General features: G+C 63.4%; 16 protein-coding genes and 1 pseudogene. 8 read left to right on the top strand and 9 right to left on the bottom strand.

Going from position 1 to position 22,759, the window contains the following annotated elements; genetic code table 11:
* Window positions 1-20 precede the first annotated feature (20 nt).
* From ACT6VE_RS27860 to ACT6VE_RS27850, 3 genes are read left to right on the top strand one after another with little or no spacing between them, the layout of a single operon-like run.
* The gene (locus ACT6VE_RS27860; protein WP_444801554.1) at window positions 21-1,082 is read left to right on the top strand and encodes an ABC transporter ATP-binding protein; all 1,062 of its coding nucleotides are present in this window, start codon (window positions 21-23) and stop codon (window positions 1,080-1,082) included.
* Window positions 1,079-2,719 carry an ABC transporter permease gene (locus ACT6VE_RS27855; RefSeq protein WP_444801553.1) on the top strand — a complete coding sequence of 547 codons (1,641 nt, stop codon included), beginning with the start codon at window positions 1,079-1,081 and terminating at the stop codon, window positions 2,717-2,719. The genes ACT6VE_RS27860 and ACT6VE_RS27855 overlap by 4 nt, the downstream gene beginning before the upstream one ends.
* 35 nt (window positions 2,720-2,754) lie before the next feature.
* The gene (locus tag ACT6VE_RS27850) at window positions 2,755-3,732 is read left to right on the top strand and encodes an extracellular solute-binding protein (protein WP_444801552.1); all 978 of its coding nucleotides are present in this window, start codon (window positions 2,755-2,757) and stop codon (window positions 3,730-3,732) included.
* Between the two features lie 390 nt (window positions 3,733-4,122).
* On the opposite strand, the pseudogene ACT6VE_RS27845 reads toward ACT6VE_RS27850, so the two are convergent.
* The 9 genes and pseudogenes from ACT6VE_RS27845 to ACT6VE_RS27805 form a co-directional block, all read right to left on the bottom strand.
* Window positions 4,123-4,344: pseudogene (locus ACT6VE_RS27845) on the bottom strand (IS5/IS1182 family transposase); the annotation flags it as partial.
* Between the two features lie 521 nt (window positions 4,345-4,865).
* Window positions 4,866-5,147: a cupin domain-containing protein gene (locus ACT6VE_RS27840; protein WP_444801551.1), complete on the bottom strand. Its 282-nt coding sequence runs from the start codon at window positions 5,145-5,147 to the stop codon at window positions 4,866-4,868.
* Window positions 5,144-5,776 carry a class I SAM-dependent methyltransferase gene (locus ACT6VE_RS27835; protein WP_444801550.1) on the bottom strand — a complete coding sequence of 211 codons (633 nt, stop codon included), beginning with the start codon at window positions 5,774-5,776 and terminating at the stop codon, window positions 5,144-5,146. The genes ACT6VE_RS27840 and ACT6VE_RS27835 overlap by 4 nt, the downstream gene beginning before the upstream one ends.
* A gap of 15 nt (window positions 5,777-5,791) precedes the next feature.
* The gene (locus ACT6VE_RS27830; RefSeq protein WP_444801549.1) at window positions 5,792-7,051 is read right to left on the bottom strand and encodes an MFS transporter; all 1,260 of its coding nucleotides are present in this window, start codon (window positions 7,049-7,051) and stop codon (window positions 5,792-5,794) included.
* Window positions 7,051-9,162 (bottom strand): TonB-dependent receptor, encoded by a 2,112-nt coding sequence (locus ACT6VE_RS27825; RefSeq protein ID WP_444801548.1) that lies wholly within the window; start codon window positions 9,160-9,162, stop codon window positions 7,051-7,053. The genes ACT6VE_RS27830 and ACT6VE_RS27825 overlap by 1 nt, the downstream gene beginning before the upstream one ends.
* A gap of 120 nt (window positions 9,163-9,282) precedes the next feature.
* The gene (locus ACT6VE_RS27820; RefSeq protein WP_444801547.1) at window positions 9,283-10,110 is read right to left on the bottom strand and encodes a helix-turn-helix transcriptional regulator; all 828 of its coding nucleotides are present in this window, start codon (window positions 10,108-10,110) and stop codon (window positions 9,283-9,285) included.
* A gap of 114 nt (window positions 10,111-10,224) precedes the next feature.
* Window positions 10,225-11,379 (bottom strand): FAD-dependent monooxygenase, encoded by a 1,155-nt coding sequence (locus ACT6VE_RS27815; RefSeq protein WP_444801546.1) that lies wholly within the window; start codon window positions 11,377-11,379, stop codon window positions 10,225-10,227.
* 10 nt (window positions 11,380-11,389) lie between these two features.
* Window positions 11,390-13,387, bottom strand: a complete 1,998-nt coding sequence (locus tag ACT6VE_RS27810) for a TonB-dependent receptor (protein WP_444801545.1) — start codon at window positions 13,385-13,387, stop codon at window positions 11,390-11,392.
* On the bottom strand, window positions 13,384-14,637 hold the full coding sequence (locus ACT6VE_RS27805; protein ID WP_444801544.1) for an MFS transporter: 1,254 nt from the start codon (window positions 14,635-14,637) through the stop codon (window positions 13,384-13,386). The genes ACT6VE_RS27810 and ACT6VE_RS27805 overlap by 4 nt, the downstream gene beginning before the upstream one ends.
* A 108-nt stretch (window positions 14,638-14,745) precedes the next feature.
* Between ACT6VE_RS27805 and ACT6VE_RS27800 the strand changes: the two genes are divergently transcribed.
* From ACT6VE_RS27800 to ACT6VE_RS27780, 5 genes are all read left to right on the top strand, one after another.
* A complete protein-coding gene (locus ACT6VE_RS27800) occupies window positions 14,746-15,744 on the top strand; it encodes a helix-turn-helix transcriptional regulator (protein ID WP_444801543.1) in 999 nt (332 codons plus the stop codon).
* Window positions 15,745-15,749: 5 nt separating this feature from the next.
* Complete coding sequence (locus ACT6VE_RS27795) at window positions 15,750-16,682, top strand: helix-turn-helix domain-containing protein (RefSeq protein ID WP_444801583.1); 933 nt, start codon at window positions 15,750-15,752, stop codon at window positions 16,680-16,682.
* A 117-nt stretch (window positions 16,683-16,799) separates the two neighbouring features.
* On the top strand, window positions 16,800-18,974 hold the full coding sequence (locus ACT6VE_RS27790) for a TonB-dependent receptor (RefSeq protein WP_444801542.1): 2,175 nt from the start codon (window positions 16,800-16,802) through the stop codon (window positions 18,972-18,974).
* Between the two features lie 7 nt (window positions 18,975-18,981).
* Complete coding sequence (locus tag ACT6VE_RS27785; RefSeq protein ID WP_444801541.1) at window positions 18,982-20,784, top strand: ABC transporter ATP-binding protein; 1,803 nt, start codon at window positions 18,982-18,984, stop codon at window positions 20,782-20,784.
* Window positions 20,771-22,510, top strand: a complete 1,740-nt coding sequence (locus ACT6VE_RS27780; RefSeq protein ID WP_444801540.1) for an ABC transporter ATP-binding protein — start codon at window positions 20,771-20,773, stop codon at window positions 22,508-22,510. The genes ACT6VE_RS27785 and ACT6VE_RS27780 overlap by 14 nt, the downstream gene beginning before the upstream one ends.
* Window positions 22,511-22,759 lie beyond the last annotated feature (249 nt).

Genomic DNA, 22,759 nt, shown 5'->3' with positions numbered 1-22,759 from the left:
AAGACAAAGAAGGGGAACCCATGGGCATAGCGATTTCCAATCTCTCGGTGAAATACGGCGCCGAGACAGTCATTTCCGGCCTTTCCCTGGATATTCCGGAAGGCTCCTTCTTCACACTGCTCGGCCCCTCCGGCTGCGGTAAGACCACGCTCCTGCGCACCATTGCAGGCTTCGCGCAGGCAAGCGGCGGCCACATCCGCTTTGGTGGCCGCGACGTCACCGAGCTTCCGCCGCACAAGCGAGCGATCGGCATGGTGTTCCAGGACTACGCGCTCTTCCCCGACAAGACGGTGGCCGACAACGTCGCCTACGGCCTGCGCGCCCGCGGCGAGAAGGGCGCGGGCGTCGAGCAGAAGGTGAAGGCCGCGCTCGATCGCGTCGGCCTCGGCCATGTGCTCTCGCGCCATCCCGCCGCCCTTTCCGGCGGCCAGCGCCAGCGCGTGGCGCTTGCCCGCGCGCTCGTCATCAAGCCGGCGGTGCTGCTAATGGACGAACCGCTCTCCAATCTGGATGCGAAGCTGCGCGTGCAGATCCGCGAGACGATCATCGAGTTACAGCGCGAGGCGAACATCACCACGGTCTTCGTGACACACGATCAGGAAGAGGCCCTTTCCATGTCCGACCTGATCGGCGTCATGAACAAGGGCGCAGTCGAGCAGCTCGGCACGCCGCAGCAGATTTACGCGACCCCGCGCACCGGCTATGTCGCCGATTTCGTCGGCGCGGCGAACCGCACCGAGGTTACCGTGCGCCCGGCCTCCGTCGGCCTCGTCCTGGTTGATGTTGCCGGCAGCAGCATCATGGCGACCGACGCTATGGAAGGCCCAGCGGAGCGCGGCCTGCTCGTGCTGCGCCCGGAAGACCTGAAGATTTCCGCAGCGCCTGCGTCCGGCCTGCAATCGCTGCCGGCCACCGTGCGCGGCAGGCAATATCTCGGCGCGCGCACCAGCTACAGCGTCGAATGCGCAGGCGGCCTCATGCTCAATGCCGAATTGCATGGTGCGGGGCACGATGCCTTCTTGCCGGGCGCGCAGGTCCATCTCGGCTTCGAGCCGGCAGCGGCGCGGGTGATCCGGTCATGAACCACTCTGCCCTCCGCTCCCCTTGGCCCTGGCTCTGCGCCCTGGCGCTCACGCTTCTCTGCGTCTTCGTCCTCTATCCGCTGCTCTACATCTTCACCGCGAGCTTCGTCGGCGAAGGCCGCTCGGGCTGGCTCCAATTGCTGGAGGACCGACGCAGCCTCTCGGCTATCGGCAACACGCTGGTGCTCGCCTGCATTGTCACGCTGTTTTCCACGCTGATCGGCGTGCCGCTCGCCTATATCTCGGCGCGCTACCGTTTCCGTGGCAAGCTTTTCATCACGCTGCTGCCGCTCATCACCCTCGTCATCCCGGAGGTCGTGACGGCGCAAACGTGGCTGATGATCCTCGGCAACAACGGCGTCATCACCCGTTTCCTCAAGGGCTACGGCATCTTCCTGCCAAGCTTCTACGGCTGGTTCGGCCTCATCACTTCGATGAGCTTCATCTACTACACCTATGTCTACATCGGCACGGTGGCGGCGATCGGCAAATTCGATGCACAGCTGGAAGAGGCCGCCCAGAGCCTCGGCACGGCGCCGGCCCGCTCGCGCATGCATGTCATGCTGCCGGTCATCCGCCCTGCGATCCTCGCCTCTGCGCTCCTCGTCTTCACCATGGTCATCGGGAATTTCGCCATCTCGACCATCCTCGGCCATAACGTGCCGCTGCTCTCGGTCGCGATCTATCAGGCGGCCGTGGCGGAGGGCGCGAGCAATCTCACCATGCAGAGCACGCTTGCCAGCGTCTCGGTGCTGATCGTGATGGGCGTGCTGTTCGTCAACCGCCGCATCATCGCCAAGGGCCGTTACGAGATCGTACAGGGCAGGGGCGCGAAACCCCAGCCGCTCAGGGGTGGGCAGGGCGTTCTCGTCAGCGTTGCGGCGGGCATCGTGGTCGCCATCTCGCTGCTGCCGCTCGTCACCATTGCCGTCGGTGCCTTCACGGTTTCACGCGGCCCGGTCATGCGCTGGGGCGAGTGGACGCTCGACAACATGGCGCGCGTCTTCATCACGGCACCCGGTCCGCTGGTCAATTCGATCCTCTATGCGGGCATTGCCACGGTCATCTCGGTCGCCTTCTCGACGCTGGTGAGCTACCTCGTCGTCAAAAAACCCAACCTGATGACACCGTTGATCGACTATGTCTCGGCCGTTCCGCTGGCACTGTCCGGCACGGTTCTCGGCGTCGGCCTGCTTGCCTCCTTCAATGGCGGCTTCCTAGCCATGACCGGCACCTCGACGATTATCGTACTCGCCTATGTCATTCGCCGCATGCCCTTCGGCATGCGCAACGGCCAGGCGATCCTGCACAACATCCCGAACTCCATCGAAGAAGCATCGATCAGCCTCGGCTCGCCGCCGTTCCGCACCTTCCTGCGCGTAGTGCTGCCGATGATGCTGCCAGCCGTCGCCTCCGCCACGATCCTGACCTGGACGACCACGGTTTCCGAACTGTCGGCCTCGCTGCTTGTCTATTCCGGCGGCCGGGAAACCCTGCCGATCCAAATCTTCCGGCTGATTGATTCCGGCCTGATGGCCTACGCCTCGGCCTATGGCCTGGTGCTTGTCGCCGTGATCCTGCTGCCGGTCGTCGTCGCCACCACCGTGTTTAAGGTGGACCTGTTCGCCTCGAAGTAAAGATCCGACCCCAAAACGAAAAGAGAGGAACTGCCATGAAGAAACTTGCCGCAACCACCCTCATCGTCGCCGGCCTTGCCACCAGCGCGCAGGCCGCCGATCCGGTCATCTACACCACCAATCCGGTGCCGGCCGTCGAAGCCGTGCAGGCCGTGATCAAGGAGAAGACCGGGTTCACCACCGGCATCATCACCGGCGGTAGCGGCGTGCTGCTGCGCCGCATCGAGGCGGAGAAGGCAGCGCCCCAGGGCGATATCTTCTGGTCGTCCTCGGCCAACACGATGGGCGCCTTCAAGGCAGTGCTGGAACCCTATGCCTCGCCGGAGCTGGCGGCCATGCCGGCGGAGCTGCGCGTTCCGGAAGACTACTTCCAACCCGCCAACGTCCATGTCGTGACAGTGATGGTCAACACCGATCAGCTAAACGGCATCACCGCGCCCGCTGACTGGAAGGACCTTGCCAATCCATCGTGGAAGGGCCGTATCATCCTGCCCGATCCGGCAAACAGCTCGACCGGCTACACGATCGTCTGGGGCCTTTCCAAGTTGCTCGACGCCGAGACCTACAAGGCGCTCGTTTCCAACTTCGTCGTCTCGTCCTCGTCCTCGGCCGTGCCGAAGGGCGTTGCCATGGGCGAATATGCCGTCGGCATCACCTTCGAGACGAACAGCTACAGCTATGTCGATGGCGGCCAGAGCGAGATCAGCATCGTCTATCCGACGTCGGGAACCTTCACGACGCTTGAATATGCGGCGCTGATCAAGGGTGCGCCGGCCGGCGACGATGCGAAGAAGGCGATCGACGCGTTGCTTTCCAAGGAAGCGCAGACCGAGCTTCTGAAAGTCGCGTTCCGCCGCCCGAGCCGCACGGACATCAAGGTCTCTGACTATGTGAAGCTACCGGAACTCTCCTCGATCAAGGTCTTCAAGATTGACGAGGACGAGGCGGCAAAGAGCCGCGATGCATTCCTCGCCGAATGGGCCAACCTGCCGAAGGCCGGTTCAAGCGAGTAACGAGCCTCCCGCGCAAGGAACCGGCAGAGGTCCGCGCTTCAAGCGCCGGCTTCCTTGCGGCCGGCAGCGGCGTGCCGACAATTCTCCTGTCCGCACGCCGCTTGAAACTTGTCCTTATGCGCGCCGCTCGCGTATGGCGTGGCGAAAACATTCCCCGGCCGTGAGGACGTTCGCCCGGTAAAGCGACCACGTGGCAGCGCCGCGCGGACGAGGAGCTTTCGCAGACTGTGCAAAACGGCCGATTTGATTATTCTTCGGCGGTTTTGGAACCGCTATTTTGTTTGATCCGGACTTTTGGTATCGCGACGATGCCGGGTGTGTGGGTTTGGTGCCCATGAGAGCGATCTATGTGGCGGCTTCGGCAAGGGTGATGCATCAGGTTTTTGCCTTGCGTCGATCGATCATGGCAAGAGTTGCCTCGCATTCGGCCAGCCCGGTCGTAAGCGTCAGTTGGGCATCGACAACAAGCCCGTTGCGGTTCTCCATCAGCGCATGGCCCGTGTAGCACAGACAGCTTTCCCGGCCATTGGCCTTGTGATAGAGCCGCGCATCCGGATCGGTTTTCGAGGCGCGCGTATTGTTTGAGCGTTTCTCGCCGTGGAAATCCCGCTTGTCGCTTGGCACTTAAATATGAGAATGCGGCTGTGTAGCTGAGAGCGGAGGAAATTGAGGTCACGCTGCGAGGTCGACCTTGGCTTGCTTGATACGGCCCTCGGCAACGGCGACTCGGTGACCTGAGGTCACGAACTTCCTCCAAATTTTGGTAGAGGCCGTCACACTGCGCGGAAAACTCCAATCGAAAGCGGTCCAGTTTTTGGGGATCAGAGCACTGTTTTCCTGATCCATAATCCCATCGCGACCGTTATGCTGACCATCATGGCGGATCGCACGACGGCCGGCAGGGAAGGAACCGATTTTACCGCGCAGTAAGCCTCTACAGCTTCATGGGTTTTCTCGACGGTGCAGTTGCGCACAAAATCGTCGGGGCGGTGGGCTATCCCGCGCTGGTGCTGATCGCCGCGGCCTCGTCCTCATCTCCAGACTTCTGGCCTTGTGCCTCAATCGTGATGCGCCAGCGGTGGTCGGGGAAGAACGCGCGGTAGCGCCCGCCTTTGGCGCCGCCTGAGCCTGGTCTACATCCGGCCGATAAGCACGAGACGGCCGGGTTCGATGACGCGGATGGCATGCTCCACGCCAGCATCGACGACAAGGTGGTCGCCGGGGCCGCAGGGTGTCGATATGCCGTTCATCGTCACTTCGAAACGGCCGGAAACGACGATCGCAAACTCCTCCGCTGCGGCGGCATGGGACGGGATGTCGGCCTCGACTTCGGCGTCGATGACCATCATGTCGCCGAGTTTTCCCGTGATGCGGCCGCGAAAGCCGGGGTATTCGATGATGGTTTCGTCACTCATGGTTCGAGGTCCTTGCTGGCGATGAAGAGAAAGCCGGCGCTGGCGACTTCGCTGGTTTCGACCGGCGTGAGACCTGCGGCATGCGCCCATTCGATCATGGTTTCGGGCGCGTCGAAGCGCATGTTCTCCGCCATGCTCGGGGAGAAGCGGGCAATCTGTTCGCGAAAGGCAGGCGGTGCGGTGATGAGCGCCAGCCGGCCGCCGGGTTTCAGTGCTCGGGCCATCTCCTTCAGGCTTTCGAGCGGTTCGGGGAAGAAGAAGAACGCGTTGAGGCAATAGACCTTGTCGACTGCGCTATTCGCGACGGGAAGAGCGGCGGCGTCCGCCTCGTGCAACGTGAGCCTGCCCTCGCGAAGCGCTTGAGCATTCAACCGGCCGGTATTGGCGACCATATCCACGCTATGGTCGATAGCGATCGCGCGACAGCCGCCGGCTAGCAGCCGCCGCAGGAAGACGCCACCGCCGCAGCCGACTTCGAGCACGAGGTCGGACGTCTCTGGGGGCAGCTGTCGGAGTGCCAGGTTAAAACCAGCCTTGTGGCCGAATGGGAAGCGGTAAAGCAGGTAGCCGAGAAGGCCACCCGGCCGCCGCGCAATGCGGTCGACCATGGCAGAGGAAAGCGAAAACATGGGGATACCCTCGGTCTATCGGGTGACGGGAATGGCGCGTGCGGCGCGTGAGACGAAGAGAACGGCGAAGACGAGGGCCACCGCCGCGCCACCGAAGGTGACGGCATAGCCCGTGCGCCCGGCCAGCCAGACGACCAGCCCGGCAATCACCATTTCACCAAGCACGTTGGCGCTCTGCAGCACGGTGACGTCGGTGCCCGCCTGTTTGCCCGCGCCGCCAAAGGCCATGATGATCGTCGCGGCGGAGACAGCAATACAGCCGCTTGCTACCGACAGAAGGCCGATCGCCAGCGAGACGGAAAGCCAGCCAGCCGGCAGCATGCCACCGGCGATGAGCCCCCAGGCGGCAAAGGAGGTGGCGGCGAGCATCATACCGGTCCCCATGGCAACCCAGCGGTTGCGGGCGGCCAGCGCGCTGCCGAGCGGGCAACCGATTGCCAGCATCACGAAGCCGCTGAGCGTGGCGACAAGCCCGGTATCCTGGCTGGACCATCCCTGGTCGACGAGGAAAATCCGGCTGACGCTGAGCCCGCCCGCATGGGCGCCGCCATAGATGAAGGCGAGGGCCAGCAGCAGGAACACGCCGGGGCGCTTGAACGTATCGGCAAGCCGCGCCCGGCCGCCGTCCTTTGCACCTCCAGATCGTGGCGGTTCGTGCCAGGAGAGAGCGATTGCGACGGTGAGAAGGGGGAACAGTGCAAGCAGCAGGAACACGCCCTGTTGTCCCAGCGTATCGGCGACCATCAACACGCCGCCGCCGCCCACCATGAAGCCGGCCATCATGCCGCCGACTTGAAGCGCGTTGGCATAGGCGAGCCCGCGTCCTGCAAGCTGCTCGGCGGCAAGACCGTCCGTCGCCGTGTCCTGCGTTGCGCTCGCAATCGCGCCAACAGCAAGCGCGGTCACGGCCATCCAGAGCCCGGCGCCCTCCAGGGGAAGGAAGGCAAGCAGGATGAGGCAGGCGGTAAGGATCACCTGCATCGGCACGATCCAGCTCTTGCGCCGCCCGAGGCCGGCGTACCAGCGATTGTCGACCAAGGGTGCCCAGAAAAACTTCAGGATCCAGGGCAGGCCGGCAAGCGGCACGAGCGCGATGACATCGAGCGAGACTCCGCCCTGGCGCATCAGCACCGGCACGGCTTCCATGGAAAGACCCATCGGCAGGCCCTGCGTGAAATAGAGCGCGCCGATCAGCAGGAAGAAGCGGCTGCTGCCGCCTTCGGCCGGAGCATCGCCGGTGGCGGCCAGCGGCATGGTGTTGTCGATCCCGCTCATCACCATACCTTTGCCACGGTAAGGCCGATCGTGCGGCCGGCTGCAGCGACGCCCATGTCGGTGCCGCTATAGCTGAAATAGTTCTTCAGGTAGCGCTCGTCCGTGAGGTTCTTGGCCCACAGGCTGGCACTCCATCCGTCCTTCTCGACGCCGATATGGGCATCGACCAGGTGCGTCGGCGCCTGCCGGTACTTGTTGTCGGAGGTGAAGGCGTAGGAACTGCGGAAGGTATAGTCGAGCCCGGCTTTCAGCACCGCGCCGGCTTCCAGCTCGCGTGTGAAATTCACGCCGGCGGTGACGCTGTGGCGCGGTGCGAAGGGCAGGTCGTTGCCGGTATAGACCGCACCCATGATCGTATCGACGAAGTCGTCGTATTTCGCATGGGTATAGCCGTAGCCGGCGCGAAGCCCGATTTCTTCGGTCAGCTGCGCCGTCGCCTCGATTTCGAAACCCTTTGACGTGGCGGCGGCCGCGTTGCGATAGACGCGCGTGAACGGCGTCGTATAGATGACCGCCTGCTGGTCCTTCCAGTCGATGTAGAAGAGCGAGGCCGCCATCGTGAACCGTCCGTCGTCGGAAGTCGCTTTGGTGCCGAGTTCGTAGGATGTGGTGGTTTCGGGGTCGTAGCGGTTGGCTGATCCGTCCGCCTCGATATAGGGGCTGATGCCGCCGGACTTGTAGCCTCGGCTTATCTTGCCATAGACGATATTGCCTTCTGACAGGTGGTAGGTGAGGGCGGCTTCCGGCGAGAAGTTGGAGAAGGAGGCGTCTCCCTCCGCGCGGCCGGGCGTGCCGAACATAAAGCTGCCGCTCGGCGAGGAGATTTCACTGGCCGTCGACTTGCGGTCATAGGTGTAGCGCCCGCCTGCCGACACCTCCCACTCCGGTGTCACGAAGTAGCCCGCCTCGCCGAACACCGAAAAGGTGTCCGCCGATTGTTCGAAGACGTCGCGGCTCCAGACACTGCGCGGGAAGGAGACAAGATCGAAATACTGTGTGCCCTCGAAACGCTCGTGCATGTAGAAGAGGCCGCCGCTCCAGCGGAAGACGTCGTCGTCGAGCGAGGAGAGGCGGAATTCCTGGCTGAACTGGCGCTGGGTTTCTTCCTGCGCCTGGCCGATATAGGGCGTCGCGGTGAAGTCGCCGTCGAGATAGCTCGACATCTCGTGGCCGCGAAAAGCGGTGACGGAGGTCAATCGCACGGTCTCGAAATCGTGGTCGATGCGGACCGAAAGTCCGCCGCTGTCGACGCTGTTTTCCGGTTCGAAATCGTGCGTGGCCTCGTGATCGAAGGCAAGCGGCAGAGGTGCATACCAGAGGCCTCCGTCGCCACGGTCGCGTGTGAAGTCGCCGATGATCTTCACCTGCGTGCCGTCGCCGACCTCGCCCGTTGCAACGACCCGGCCGGTCAGCAGGTCGGTGTCGCTGACGTCCTCACCGCTCACGAGATTTTCGATATAGCCGCGATTGCCGCTCCAGGCGGCGGAAGTTCGCACGGCCCAGTCCGTTCCCTCGATCGGCGTTTCGAACGCGGCCTTGAAGCGCGTGTCGAGGTCGGTGCCGACCGTTGCGGAGAATTCGCCGCCAGCGGTGTCGCCCGGCTCGCGCGAGATCAGGTTGATTGCGCCACCGATCGTGTTCTTGCCGTAGAGAGTGGCCTGCGAGCCGCGCACGACCTCGACGCGCTCCAGGTCTTCCAGAATGAAGGGATAGCCCATCGGGCGGGCGATATAGACGTCGTCAAGGAACATGCCGACGGCCGGCTGCCGATCGACGCCACCGGCAATGCCGAGCGAGGTGACGCCGCGGATACTGACCGGCCCGCCCTGGCCGTTGAACAGCACATTGGGCGTCTTGAAGGCCGCGTCCTCCATCGTGTCTGTCCGACCCTTGCCGAGTTCGTCTCCGGCAATGGCGGTAACTGCGACGGGTGCATTCTGGATCTTCTCTTCGCGCCGCCGCGCCGTCACGACGATCTGCTCGAGCACCGTAGCCTCGCCGGACGTATCGGCTGGCCGATCCTGCGCAGACACCCTGGCGGCATCGAGGAAGACGAAACCCGCCGTGGCGAGAAGGGTGGCAGTGCGCAGGGCGTGGCGTTTTTTATTCATGACGGATTTCCTCATCTTTCCGCCGGGTCTTCGCATGCACACCACCGTCGGCACAATCAGGCGGCCGTTCGGGATCGGGGCAAAGACGTTCGGGATTCGGACTTCGTGGATTTGGCCGATCTAGCGGGCCTTGCCGGCAATGGTGGTGGGCGCCACGCCAAAGCGGCGGCGGAACTCCGTGGCGAAATGCTGCGGCTGGTAGCCGACCTGCCGGGCGACGTGGGCAATCGAGGTTTCGCCGCCTTCCAGCAGCATGCGCGCGGCATCGAGCCGGTTCGCCTTGACGAAACCATAGACTGTGGTGCCGAACAGCGCGTGGAAACCCGCGCCGAGTTTCTTGGCATTCGTACCGACCCGGCGGGCAAGCTCCGGCACGCTGGGCGGCGAGGCGAGTTCGGCAAGCAGGATGCTGCGTGCCTCGTGCAGCCGGGCGATGTCGCGCGCCGGCCAGCCCGCATTCGCGCTGCCGTGATCAGGCACTACGGCATCATCGAGAACATGCGCGAGTATCTCCATGGCCTTTCCGGTCAAGTAGAGACGGCGGGCCGGGCCTTGTAACGGGCAGCCAAGCATCTGCCAGGCGATCCTGCGTGCCACGTCCGGAAGCGCCAGCTGCGGATCCGGCTTCTTGCGGGCAATCAGCGACAGCGTCTCTCCGCCGACCAGCGGCTCTGCCATTTCCTCCTCGATCTGTATGAAAACGGCCGCGACGCTGCCATCGCGCAGAACCACATGCCGGGTATGGACTTCGTCGATTGCGGAAAAGATCGTGCCGCCGCCGCTCTGCCAGAGGTGTTCGCCAAACCCGTCCTGCTGTACGCACAGGCTACCTTCCAGCAACGTGCCGATCCAATGGCCGGGCGGCGTCACGCTTTCCCACACCATCTCCCGCCGGACGGGGGTGGTTTCCAGGAAGATATTGAGGCCGCAGGCGCGGATGATCTCCACGAGGTTCTCCGAGGAGAGGGGGCGTCACGCGCTTGCAGGCACGAAACGCTCCATTTCGATCCGGTAACGATCACAATATATGACTATAATAGTCAAGTTATTTGTGGAGTGGCCTCAATCTATACCCAGCGGTGGCGCCGCCAGCCGGCTTGAGGTGAACCTGATGAAGGGGCGGGACAGCATGATCGGAAGGATCCAGGACTGAACGCGCATGCCGAAGGCGCTCTGCGGAATGTAATGACCGCCGATCTTGCGCGAGACCGCCTGCATCTTCGTCACCAGCGGCCGCATCCGGGCTTCATAGTTGTCGAGGGCTTCGACATGGCCCTTCTGCGCGAGTTCGGCAGCGAGGATATAGGCGCCAGCCATGGCGGTGGAGGTGCCCTGGCCCGCCAGGAAGGTCAGGCACCAGGCGGAATCGCCGAGAAGTGCGATGCGGCCTTTCGACCATTTCGGGACTTCGATCTGGGAGACCGTGTCGAAGAACGACTGGTCCCAGTCGATCGCGGTTTCGAGAGCGGACGCGACCGGTTCCGGCCAGTGGCCGAATTCTTCTCGCAGCACTGCGCGTCGGGCCTCGGCATCCAGCCGGTCTGTGCGCTCGTCGCGCCAGCAGAAGAGCGTTGCGGCCGTGCCGTCACCGACAGCGTAGAGGCCGCCCTGGTGATCGACATCCATCATGCCGACGAAGCTCGCGCCGAGCGGTTTTGTCAGCGGCACGCGCCAGGCGCTGGCGCGGTAGCCGAGCGGCCGGAGAAACGCTTCGTGGGGGCCAAAGGCAAGCGCCCGCACGCCGCTGCGATAACCGTCGGCACCGACGACGAGGTCGAAACGGTCACGGCTGCCGTCGGAGAAGGTGACGTCCACGCCTGATCCGTCGTCCCTAAGGGTCGTTACGGTCATCTCATAGCGGACCGGGCATTTTCCTTCGATGGCGCCGGTGAGGATGCCCTGGAAATCGCTGCGCATGATGGCGAGGAGACGCCCCTTTGCCGCCTTTGCAAGCGTGCGATAGTCATAGGAGAAGAGCTTTCGGCCGTTCCGGTCGAGATGATGGGCCGCGCCGAGCGGCATGGCCTTCGCCCGGAACGCCTCTACCAGGCCCAGGCGCTCTGCCACCAGCCAGCCATTGATATGCAGGCCGATGGAATAGCCGCCGGTGCGGCCGCGGGCAGCCTTTTCCACCACGACCGGCTCGATGCCATGCCGCAGCAGGCAGGCGGCGAAGGTCAGGCCCGCAGGCCCGCCGCCGACGATGAGGACACGCATGAAGGCCTCCTCAGAACGTCATGTTGATGCGGCCGCCGATCGTGCGACCCTGGCCGAGTTGGTAAAGGTTGCCAAGGCCGGGATACTGGAAGCCATAGGTCGTGTAGGTCTTGTCGAAGACGTTCGTCACGAAGGCTTCGGCCGTGACCTTGTCGTCGAGTTCCCATTTCACGCCAAGGTCGACAAGCGCGTAGTCCTTCTGGCCGATCGTGTTGGTCTCGTCGAAATAGTGCTCGCTTACATAGGTCAGGCCGGCATAGGGAACGAGCGCGCCGCGGCCGCTTTCCAGTTCGAAACGATAGTCCAGCATCAAGTTGGCGGTGAATTCCGGCGCATAGGGCACCGTGTTGCCTGTCAGGTCGGCGCCGGGCGTGAAAGGGTTCTTGTAGTCGGTAAAGCGCGTGTGGTTGTAGGCAAGGCCCGCCGTGATGCCGAGTTCCTCGGTGGGTTTTGCGCGGACCTTCAGGTCAATGCCCTTTGCGGTCACCTCGCCGACATTCTGCAGATATTGGAACGGCTGCGCGCCGACGAACATCTGGTAGTCCTTGGTGACGTTGTAGTAGGCGGAAAGCTGTGCTTCCAGCGTGCCGGCCTCGTCGCGATACTTCAGGCCGACCTCGCCATTGTAGGTGTTCTGCGGATCGTAGGTGAAGGCGATGTTGGCGGGCGCCACGTTGCGGGTGAAGCCGCCCGCCTTGAAGCCCGTGCTGAGAACGCCGTAGACGCGCCACTCGTCGGCGAGGCCATAGCTCGCGGCGAGCTTCGGCGATAGCGCGGTGAAGGAATTGTCGTCGTTGAGCGTCACGCCACCCGTCGCTTCCGCGGCCGCGCGCTCGTAATCAAGGCGCAGGCCGGGCGAGATGTCGAGCCGGTCGGTGGCATGCCACGTCACATCGCCGAAGAGCGCATAGGAATCGATTTTCTGGTTCGAAACCTGTCCTGCAGCCGGGACGCTCCGCGTGAAATCGAGGTGTTGATAATAGAGCCCCGCCACATAATCGATCGGGCTACCCTGGTCCGGATTGGAGACGATGCGCAGTTCCTGGCTCAGCGTCCATTGTTTTTCCGGCGTATAGCTGCCGAAAATCGTGCGGTCGAGATCGCTCTTCTGGTAGCCGGTCAGGGCGGTGATGGTGGCGAAGCCGAGGTCGTAGGTGGCATTGATACCAAAATTCCAGGTGTCCAGATCGTATTCCGACGGTGCCGGGAAACCGATGCGGTCCTCCAGCATCGACTCGAGGACAAAGTATTCTTCCGTCGAGGAAACGCGCCCGCGTCCGGCGCTGATGGTCACGTCCCACGGGCTGTCGTCCGGCGCATAGCGCAGGCGGACCTGTCCGGTCACGTCCCTGGTGCCGCCGACGTCTTCGCCGAGTATGGTCGTATAAGTGTCCTTGCCGTGCAGCAGCGAGAGGTTCACGTCGCCGTAGAGCACACCATCGATCAGCGGCGTGTTGGCATAGAAGGTGCCACCGGCCCCCTCACTGGTCATGTCTGCGTCAAAGCCGAAACGCCGTTCATTGTCGGGCTTGCGGGTGACGATGTTGATGACGCCGCCAATGGCGCCGCGGCCGTAGAGCGTACCCTGTGGGCCGTAGAGCAGTTCGGCGCTCTCGACGCTGCCGGGCAAGGCGCGGGTCAGGTTGAAACTGTCCTGCGGCAGGCCATCGACATAGACCTGCGTGCTCGGATTGTAGAAGTCGAGCGAAGCCTGGCCGCGGATAGTGAAGTTGGCATAGGCGCGGCTGGAGCGTGAGCGGATATTCACGTCCGGGAAGATGCGGTCGAGGTCGGCGACCGTATCGATGCCGCGCATATGCAGTTCTTCTGCGTTGGCGATATCGGTGGCGGACGGCAGTAGGAAATAGTCCTCGCTGCGTTTGGTCGCGGTAATGATGATCGGTTCGAGCACCGTCGCCTCAGCGCTGTCCTGCGCCAATGCACTTTGCGGCGAGAGGCTGACAGCGAGGGCAAGAAGGGAAACGCCGGACAAACGGTGACGCATCATGGTTTCGATACCTTTTCTGGGACTGAGTTGCGCGCCCCGTGCCGCGCAGCGGCAAGGGTACGGGGCGCGAGAAGAATGGCGACAAGGATGAAAGCCGCCGAGGCGGAAAACAGCCAGCCATAGCCGAAGGCCTTGCCAAGCACGCCGGCGACCGAGGCGGCGGCGATAGCGAGGATTGCGTCGATGCTCTGGAGGGCGGCGAAATCTGTCGCCGTCTGGTCCGGATTGCACCAGTTCATCATCGCTGCGTAGAGCGCGACGAAGGAGAAGGCGACCGCGCCCACCTGCAGGAGAAGGATGCCGACGGCGAGTGTCGGCGAAACGGTGTTAGCGAACTCGACGACGGCAAGGGCGGCGAGCAGCGCGGCGTTGAGGATCGCGGCAATCACGATCGAGCGTGTTATGCCGGCCGTTTGCACGACGAGCGCGCCGAGCGAGGAGGCGATGAAGCCGGCGACGGCCCCGCCTGCTCCGCGCAGAAGACCGATCATGTCGAGCACAATGCCCTTGTCGACGAGGTAGGGGCCGGTCAGCGACGATCCCATGCGGATTCCGACCTGGTAGACGACGAGAAAGATCAGCCCCTGTGTAAGGGTTCGGTTGGCGAAGGTGGTTCGAAGGCCAATCCGATGCGTGCCGACCACCCTTCTCTCACGTGGTGCTGCGAGCCCGCTGGACAAGAAGACGGGGATGGTGAGCAGGCAGACAAAGCCTGCCATGGACGCCATGGAAACCGCCCAGCCGGCATGCTGGTAGACGACGAGCCACAACCCTCCGCCGATCAGGAAACCGAGATAGGCGCCGGCCGTCGAAGCGCCGCTGGCAAGCCCGCGGCTGTTGGCGTCGGACGCCCTCACGGCGAGCGAATCCGTCGCGACATCCTGTGTGGCGGCGAAAACGCCCATCACGAGAAGGACGCCGGCGAGCCAGGCCATATGGGTCTGGGGTGGTAGCGCCGTGGCGGCGAGGAAGCACAGAATGATGCCGACCTGGCACACCAGGATCCAGCTGCGTTCGGTGAGGAACCGATCGATGAGCGGTGCCCAGAGGAATTTCAGCGCCCAGGGCAGGAACAGCACGGCGAGATAGCCGATCTGGTCGAGCGGCATGCCGGCATCACGCAGCACGACGGGCAGTGCCGTCTGCACCATGCTGCCCGTGACGGACTGTGCGGCATAGAGGCCGGCAAGCAGGCCAAGCACGGTCCATGTGGTGGAACGTGCGACGATATTCGTAAAAGCTGTCGACATTGCCCCTCGCAGCGAGTTTCCTGCTCTCAGTAGGTTGTCGCAGAAAACTTGACTATTGTAATCAGGTTCAGCGATATTGCGATCCGGTCCATTATTTTGGCGACACACATGAATCTCAGAGTGGAACAGCGCGCGCTCGCGCAGTCGGATCAGGACGATGTGGTCGTGCTCGGCCCGAGCCCCGCTGATTCGACCTTTTCCGCGGCCTCGACGGAGGGCGCCTACAAAATCCTCGGCGTCAGGCCGGGCCTGACGATTTCCGTCTTCGACATGGTGGTTGGCGCCGATTTCGTCGGCCGCTTCGCGACGGAGCCGTGTGTCGCGATCGATTTTTTGTTCGAGGCGTCCGGCCAGGGCTGGCTGCTCGACAAGGATGCCGAGCACCGGCTGTCGTCGATCCCCTATCGACCGGGGCGCATCTACATCATGGTGGCGCCGACCGGCGCGGTCGGGTTCTACGACGTGCCGGTCGGCACCCGGTTCAAGGGAATGGATATCCGCGTCGATATCGCTCTGTGGCACAAGCTCGGCGCCGGCGACGTGCTGGTCAATCTCGACGAACACCATGCCCTGCACATGGCGTCAGGCAACGGTACGTGGGTTGGCGTACTGCCGGTGCCGCCTGATCTTCTCGCGGTTGCCCGCGCGCTTTTCGACAGCGCGATGGTGGACAGCGACGACCTTGCCTTCGAGGCGCGCGCGCTCGACATCATCAACGCGTCGATCGTCGCCATGCGCCGCACGCAGCCGGCCCAGACCGTGCCGCCCCGCGACCGCCGCCCGCTCCAACGCGCCCGGGATCTGTTGATCGCCGAACTTGCCCGCCCCTGGACGCTTGACGATCTTGCCCGCGAGGTGGGGCTGACGCAGAAGCGGCTCAAATCGGGCTTCAAGAGCCTGTATGGCTTCGCCGTCTATGCTTTCCTCAAGGAGCAGCGCCTCCTGGAAGCACGTCGCCTGATCGAGGTTGGCGAGATGAACATCACCCAGGCCGCGATTGCCGTCGGCTACAACAATCCCAGCCACTTCTCGCAACTCTACCTGCGCCGCTTCGGCATGCAGCCGTCCCGCGCGCTTGCGGCGCGGTCCGGGGAGCGCGAGGTGTGACGGATATGGCCAGCGCCGAGGCGCATGACGTTACCCGTTCGTCTGCCGCCGCGGTCGGCATCTTGCCGGAACCGGAGGAAATGCAGGGTGATGCCCGGCGCTGGCGCGAGGTCGGCCCCGGCATGTTTCTCGGCGTCACCGATCTTCGCCTCGATACGCCGCTCGCCTACCAGAGCCATACCTTTCCGGCGATCTGCCTTTCTGTCGTGCTGGAAGGTTTTGCCACCAACACGACGGAGGGCATCGAAGGCGGGTTCTGCCCGGACGAAGTCTGGATCACCTCCACCGGCGAATGCCTGCCGACGAGCATGACGATCCATGCCGATCAGTCGGTGCGCGTGGTGGAACTGTTGCTGACGCCCGCCTGGAGCGAGCACAACCAAGCCGCCATGGAGGGCGATCCCACCTATCAGGCCATGCAGCGGGCGATGCGCCAGCCGGTGATGATCCGCCGCCATGCGCTCGACGCGCGGCTTCGCCAGATCGCCTGGTCCGTGCTGAACCCGCCAGCGCACGGCGCCTTCACCAACGTGCATCTCGATGCCAGCGCCATGAGCCTGCTCAGCATTCTGGCGGAAGCCTTTCGTCCCGCCGAGGTGGCCGCGACCGCCAACCTCACGCCGAAATCGCTGGAGCGCATACTGGAAATCCGACGGTACATCGATGCCAATGCCGCGGCTATCGATTCGCTCGTTGCCCTTGCCGCCCGCTTCGCCATCGGCCAAAGCAAGCTCAAGCAGGATTTCCAGCGTGCCTTTGGCACGAGCGCCCGGGAATACCTTCTGGAACGGCGATTGTTGATCGGGCGCAACGCCATCCTGCGCGACGGGTTGAGCATTGCGGAGGCGGCCTACAAGGCCGGCTACCAGCACCCGGCAAACTTCACCTCGGCCTTCACACGGCATTTCGGCTATCCGCCTAGCCGCTTGAAATCTTGAATGATTTAAAACTGGACAATAATCGTAAGCTTTTTGCCGAAACGCATAAGCCAAGCGCCTCGACCCATCTTCCTCCCGAAACGATAATCCGCGTCGAATTGGGTCCGGGGATTGATCATGAAAACTGCCATAAGGTTCGCAGCCCTTCTTGCGAGCACCAGCCTGCCTGTCGTTGCCCATGCACAGGTGGCGACGGAAGCGACCGTGCTGAAGCCGATCATCATTACGGCGCAGAAGCGCGCGACGGAGAGCAAGGACGTGCCGGCAAGCATTGCGGTCGAGAGCGGCGAGACTCTGGCGCTTCGGAAAACCCGGCGCCGCGACGATGCCATCGCCGCCGAGCCGAATGCGCAGACCGGTGCCGTAACGGCGAAACTCTATACGTCCTTCACCGCGATCCGCGGCGTCGGCTCCGCTCTGATCGAGAGCGATCCGTCGGTCGGCGTCTATCTCGACGGCGTCGGCATCGGCAGCGCGCAAGCCCATAGCGGCACGCTGCTCGACGTCGATCGCATCGAGCTTCTGCGTGGACCGCAGGGCACGCTCTACGGCCGTAACAACATTGCCGGTTCGGTGAACATCATCTCGAACCTGCCCGATCCCGACCAGACCAGCGGCGAATTCGGCGTCGAGTATGGCCGCTTCGGTACCATGACGGCGACCGGCATCTTCAATACGCCGATCGGTGACAATGGCTGGGCGGTGCGCGGTGCCCTTTCTGCATCCAAGACCGACGGTTTCCTCCATTCGACGATCAATGGTGAGGATCTCGGCGGTGGCAAGGATGTACACGGTCGCGTCAGCATCGCTGGTGACCTTACCGACAACCTCGAGTTCCTCGGCATCGTCGATGTCGAGCGCCAGGTGCTGGACGGTGAGATGTTTGGTATGCCGGAAGCGGATTTCCTGAAGGGCAGGAGGGGCGTCGCTGTCGATGATCCAACGCGCATCGAAAGCGATCTTGCTACCGCCTCCGGCCAGTTCACCTACCACCTCGACAATGGCGACAAGGTCGTCTCGATTACCGGCTTCCAGAAAAGCGCGGTGGATGTCGACGGCAACGGCTTTCCGCTCGGCTATTTCGCGGCCTATGACGCGCTTTTCCAGTCCCTCGGCTTTCCGAATTTCCGCTACCGCGCGGACAACCCGTTCGACGGCAACTATCGTCAATGGTCGCAAGAGGTGCGCTACGTCTCCGAGGACAACGAGCGCTTCAACTGGGTCGCCGGCCTTTACGGCGAATTCTCCGAGGCCTCGCGCACCTATGGTGCCAACAGCACGTTTACCGGTGGCGCGGCGACGCTTTCGACCCGCGGCGATACGGACACGGTCTCGCTCTCGGGCTTTGCGGACGGCACCTACGCATTGAACGACGAATGGAAGGTTTTTGGCGGCCTGCGTATCGGCCATGATCGCAAGTCCTTCGACTACGATTTCACTGCCAATGAGACCGCCGAACTACTCGGCTTGACCGGGACCTTTGCGCGTGGCTACAGCGCCAGGCTTTCCGAAACCTACGTCACACCGCGCATTGGCCTGCAATTCGAGCCGATGGAGGGACTGAACCTCTATGGCGGCGTTTCGAGCGGCTACAAGTCAGGCGGCTTCAATTCCGGCTTCGTCGGCCTCGGTGATGAGGGCGCCTATGATTCGGAAAGCGTCACCAGCTACGAAGTGGGCCTGAAGTCCGCGGCTCTCGACGACCGGCTAAAGGTCGAGGCGTCGCTGTTCTATATCGACTGGCGCGACCAGCAGGTGCAAGGTTTCAATGCGCTGACGGGCGCCACGCCGATCTCGAATGCGCCGCAGAGCCGATCCTTCGGCGGCGAGCTCTCCGTTGCCTATGATATCGACGAGCATTGGACGCTGACCGCCGGCGCCGGCTACGCGGACGCCACCTACAAGGAATTCCGCAGTGCCCGCGCGCTCGACGGCTCCGGCACGGTGGATGTCAGCGGCAACCAGCAGCAGTTCGTTTCGCGCTTCACCGGTTCGGCCGGTGCCGCCTACCAGTGGGAGGTGGGCTTCGACGATCTCGTCGGCAAGTTTGGCGTGAACTATCGCTATCGGTCGAGCTACTATTTCGATGTGCAGAACACGATTAGACAGAAGGGCTACGGTCTGCTGGACGCCTATGCCGGGGTGGAGAACAACCGTTATGCCGCTTACGTCTTCGCCAAGAACATCGGCGACGTGGACTATCGCACGGTAGCGGCAAATCTCGGTGTCGGGACGCTCGTTTCGCCGGGAGATCCGCTGACGTTCGGCGGCAGCTTCAAGCTCAAGTTCTGAGCTGCCGATGGCGAAGACCACGGTGAACACACCCGAAAAGGCCGGGCAAGGTACCGACGTTGCCGGCGGCGGAGCCGCTGGCCGCCTATGGGCACTGACCGAGGGGCACCGCGGCAGGATGGGCATCGTCATCGCGGCCTCGACCCTGGCCGCCGTGCTGGAAACGGCCGTTGCGGCTGTCGTTGCGCTGGCCGTCGGAGCCCTGGTTTCTGGAGATCGCGATGGCGCGATGTTCTGGTCGGTCGGGCTCGTTGGCTCGGTCATGCTCTCCTGTCTCATGCAGATGGTGTCGAACCTGCTGTCGCATCGCGTAGCGATCGACGTGCAGGCCGAGACGCGGCTTGCCATCGGCCGGAAACTCTGGTCCGCTCCGCTCGGAGCCGTCCAGCGTTTCGAGGCCGCCGATATCCGTCGCACGCTCATGGAGGATGTCGAGCGCATCGAGGATGGCATCGCCCATCTCATCCCCGATCTCGTTGCTGTCATGATCGTGCCGCTCGTCTTCGGCGTCGCCATGCTGGTCGTCGACTGGCGGCTGGCGATGGCCGTGTTCGGGCCGGTGTTCGCAGGGTTTGCCGCTTTTTTTCTGATCCTGAGGCGTGATGGCCGACTGTCGGTCCGTTTTGTCGTATCGCAGGCGGCGGTCGATGCGGCCTTGCAGGAGGCGATCCGCATGGTCCCGGTCATCAAGGCTTATGGCATCGGCCCAGGCGATCTGCGCCGGGCGGAGGCGGCCTTCCGGGAGGTGGAGGATGTGGTCGGCCAGTGGTTGGCCTTCGCGGCATCCAGCACCAACTGGTTCTTCCTCACCACCACCTCGACGCTGCTGATCGTGGCACCGCTCGGCCTCTGGCTCCATCCGATGCCGGACGGTTTCTCCGTCCTCGTCTTTTTCCTGCTTTCGGCCTTCGCATTCTCTTCGCTTGGCGCGCGGCTGTTCGGCGCGATGGGGCGGCTGCGCATCCAGCAAGCCTCGCTGGCGCGTGTCGATGCGCTGCTCGGTCTGCCGGATCTCCCCGTTCTCCAAGCGCAGCCGCAAAGCGGGCAGGACGTCCAGTTCAAAAAGGTTGCTTTCGCTTATGGCGACGGTTTTGCGCTGACGGACATCGACCTCGACATCAGGGCCGGGCAGAGGCTGGCGCTTGTCGGCCCCAGCGGCTCCGGAAAATCGACTTTGGCGCGTCTTCTGCTTCGCTTTTTCGACCCCGATTCCGGCTGTATCACCCTTGGCAACCGCGATATCCGCTCCTTCCCCCAGCAGGACCTTGCCGCGCAGTTTACGGCCGTGTTCCAGGAAACGTTCCTGTTTTCCCAAACCATCCGTGCCAACATCGCGATCGGACGGCCGGGGGCGACGGGGGATGAGATCGTCGCGGCGGCGCGCCTTGCCGAGGCGGATGGTTTCATCCGGTCACTGCCCGACGGCTACGATACGATCCTCAACCGTGGCGAGGGGCTCTCCGGCGGGCAGAAGCAGCGCATCGCGATTGCCCGCGCCATCCTGAAGGACGCACCGATCCTCGTGCTCGACGAGGCGACGGCCTATCTCGATCCAGACAGCCAGCACGAAATCCAGCAGGCGCTGGATGCACTTGCGAAGGGCAGGACGGTGATTGCGATAGCCCATCGCCTCTCCTCCGTGCGGGCGTTCGATCGCATCGTCTATCTGGAAGACGGCCGCATTGCCGAAAGCGGCTCGCATGATGAACTCCTGGCGCGCGACGGCGCCTATGCCCGGCAATGGCGATCCCATGTCGCGGCCCGATCCTTCACCCTTCAAAACAGGACGGACGTTGATGGCGGATCGTGATGCGCTTCTGTCCCTTGGCCTTCGGCTGGACGCAGGCTTGCTCGGGCGTATGCTTGACGGGCTGCTACTCGCTGCACAGCCGCTTCTTGCCACGGTCTTCCTCTGGCGCTCTGCCGACGGCGATCCGTCGCGCTCCGCCCTCTGGTGCGCCGGCATGCTGCTTGCGATCTTCGTGCTTCGTCGCCTGCTGCTCTGGCCCGTATCGAGAAGACTCCATGCCGAAGCCTATCGTGGCGGGCTGCGCCTTCGGCGGTTGATCCTTGCGCATCTGATCCGCATGCCCCTCGGTACCTTCCGGGCGATTGCGGGGGGCAAGCTTATCCAGGCCGTTTCGGAAGACGTTCTCTGGCTGGAAAACCACGCGTCCTATACGCGGCCGGAGATCGCCGCCAATGCCGCAGTCCTTTGCGTCTGCCTGGCCGGGGCGATCGTCGCCTGGCCAATCGCCGGCCTTGCGGCCATCGCGACCATGGTAGTCGGTTTCGCCATCCTTACAGTCGCGCAGCGCCGGCTTGCGGTGGGGCTGGAGCGCCGCGCTCAGAGCCTTGCCGGCGCGTCGCTCGCCATGCAGGAGCAGGCGGAGGGCGTGTCGGTGCTGCGCGCCTTTGCCGCCGGCGGCGATGTCGGGCATGACTTCGCCCTGAATGTCGCGCGCTTGCGCGACGGCGCTTGGCGGGGCGTCCGGCAGATCACACCGATCGCCATCCTGTTCCGCATGACCATCGAGATGTCGGCGGCCATTGCCGTCCTCATCTCCATTTTCACCTTTGGCAGTGCGTCAGGCACCGATGCCATCCGGCTGACGGTCGCCCTTCTGCTGATCGTTTCGGCGACCGTTCCGGCCCGAAACTTTGCGACCCTTACCGCCATGCTTGTGCTCGCCCGGATCGGACAGCGCAATATCGAGGCCATTGTTGCTGTACCGCTACCCCGGATGCGCGAGGGCAGAAGCCCCAATACCTTCGACGTCCGCTACGAGAAAGTCTCCTTCACGCATACCGGTCGGCAGGAGCCCGCGCTTTCCGGTGTCTCCTTCGAGGCGAGACAAGGTGAGATGGTCGCCCTGATCGGCGCCAATGGCAGCGGCAAGACCACCTGTCTGCACCTGCTGATGCGCTTCTGGGAGCCGGATGCCGGCACCATCTTCATCGGTAATCGGGATATCCGGGAGATCGATGATCGGGTGCTGGCCTCGATGATCGCCCCGGTCTTTCAGGAGGCCCTGCTTTTCAACGAAACCATCGCCGACAATATCCGTGCCGGCCGCCCGGAGGCATCCGACCTTGAGATCGAGGTGGCGGCAAAGGCCGCTGCCGTGCATGACACGATCCTGGGCTTCGAGAAGGGCTACCGGACGATGGTCGGCACGCTCGGCGCCCGTCTCTCCGGCGGCGAGCGCCAGCGCATCTGTATCGCCAGGGCGACCCTCAAGGACGCGCCGATCGTCCTCCTCGACGAAGCGACCTCCGCGCTCGACCCGGAGAACGAGGAGGCGATCCAACGGGCGATTTCGTCTCTCGCCAACGGTCGCACCCTCTTCGTCATCGCGCACAACCTGCCCTCGATCATCGCTGCCGATCGGATCATTCTCCTCGACGCCGGCACGATTGCGGCGAGCGGCACGCATGAAAGCCTGTTGGAGACGTCACCGGTCTATCGCCGATTGTGGAGCCGTGCGACCGTTATGCCGAGCTGGAGAATAGCCGGCACCGATAGTCGTTGCTGAAATGCTGTAGCGCACGATCTTATCTAACTGGCGCCAGATTTAACGAGTGTTCTAGCGATCTGCTTATTCCTACAGTTATTTAGTTGATGTGAGGAACGAAGAGACAGTTCGATTACCTCCAAGACCAACGGACAGGCCTCATGCCTTGCGAGCATGGGCGAGCTGCCGTTCTTGTCATCGTGGTCCGGTGTAGTACTTCGGAACAGGATAGCTTTGCTTTTACTGCTCAACCCCGTGGAGCATCCCGCG

Source organism: Shinella sp. (assembly GCF_052438155.1).
Classification (GTDB): domain Bacteria; phylum Pseudomonadota; class Alphaproteobacteria; order Rhizobiales; family Rhizobiaceae; genus Shinella.
The sequence above is the reverse complement of the archived record's forward strand: the minus strand, read 5'-3'. Positions and strand labels throughout refer to the sequence as shown.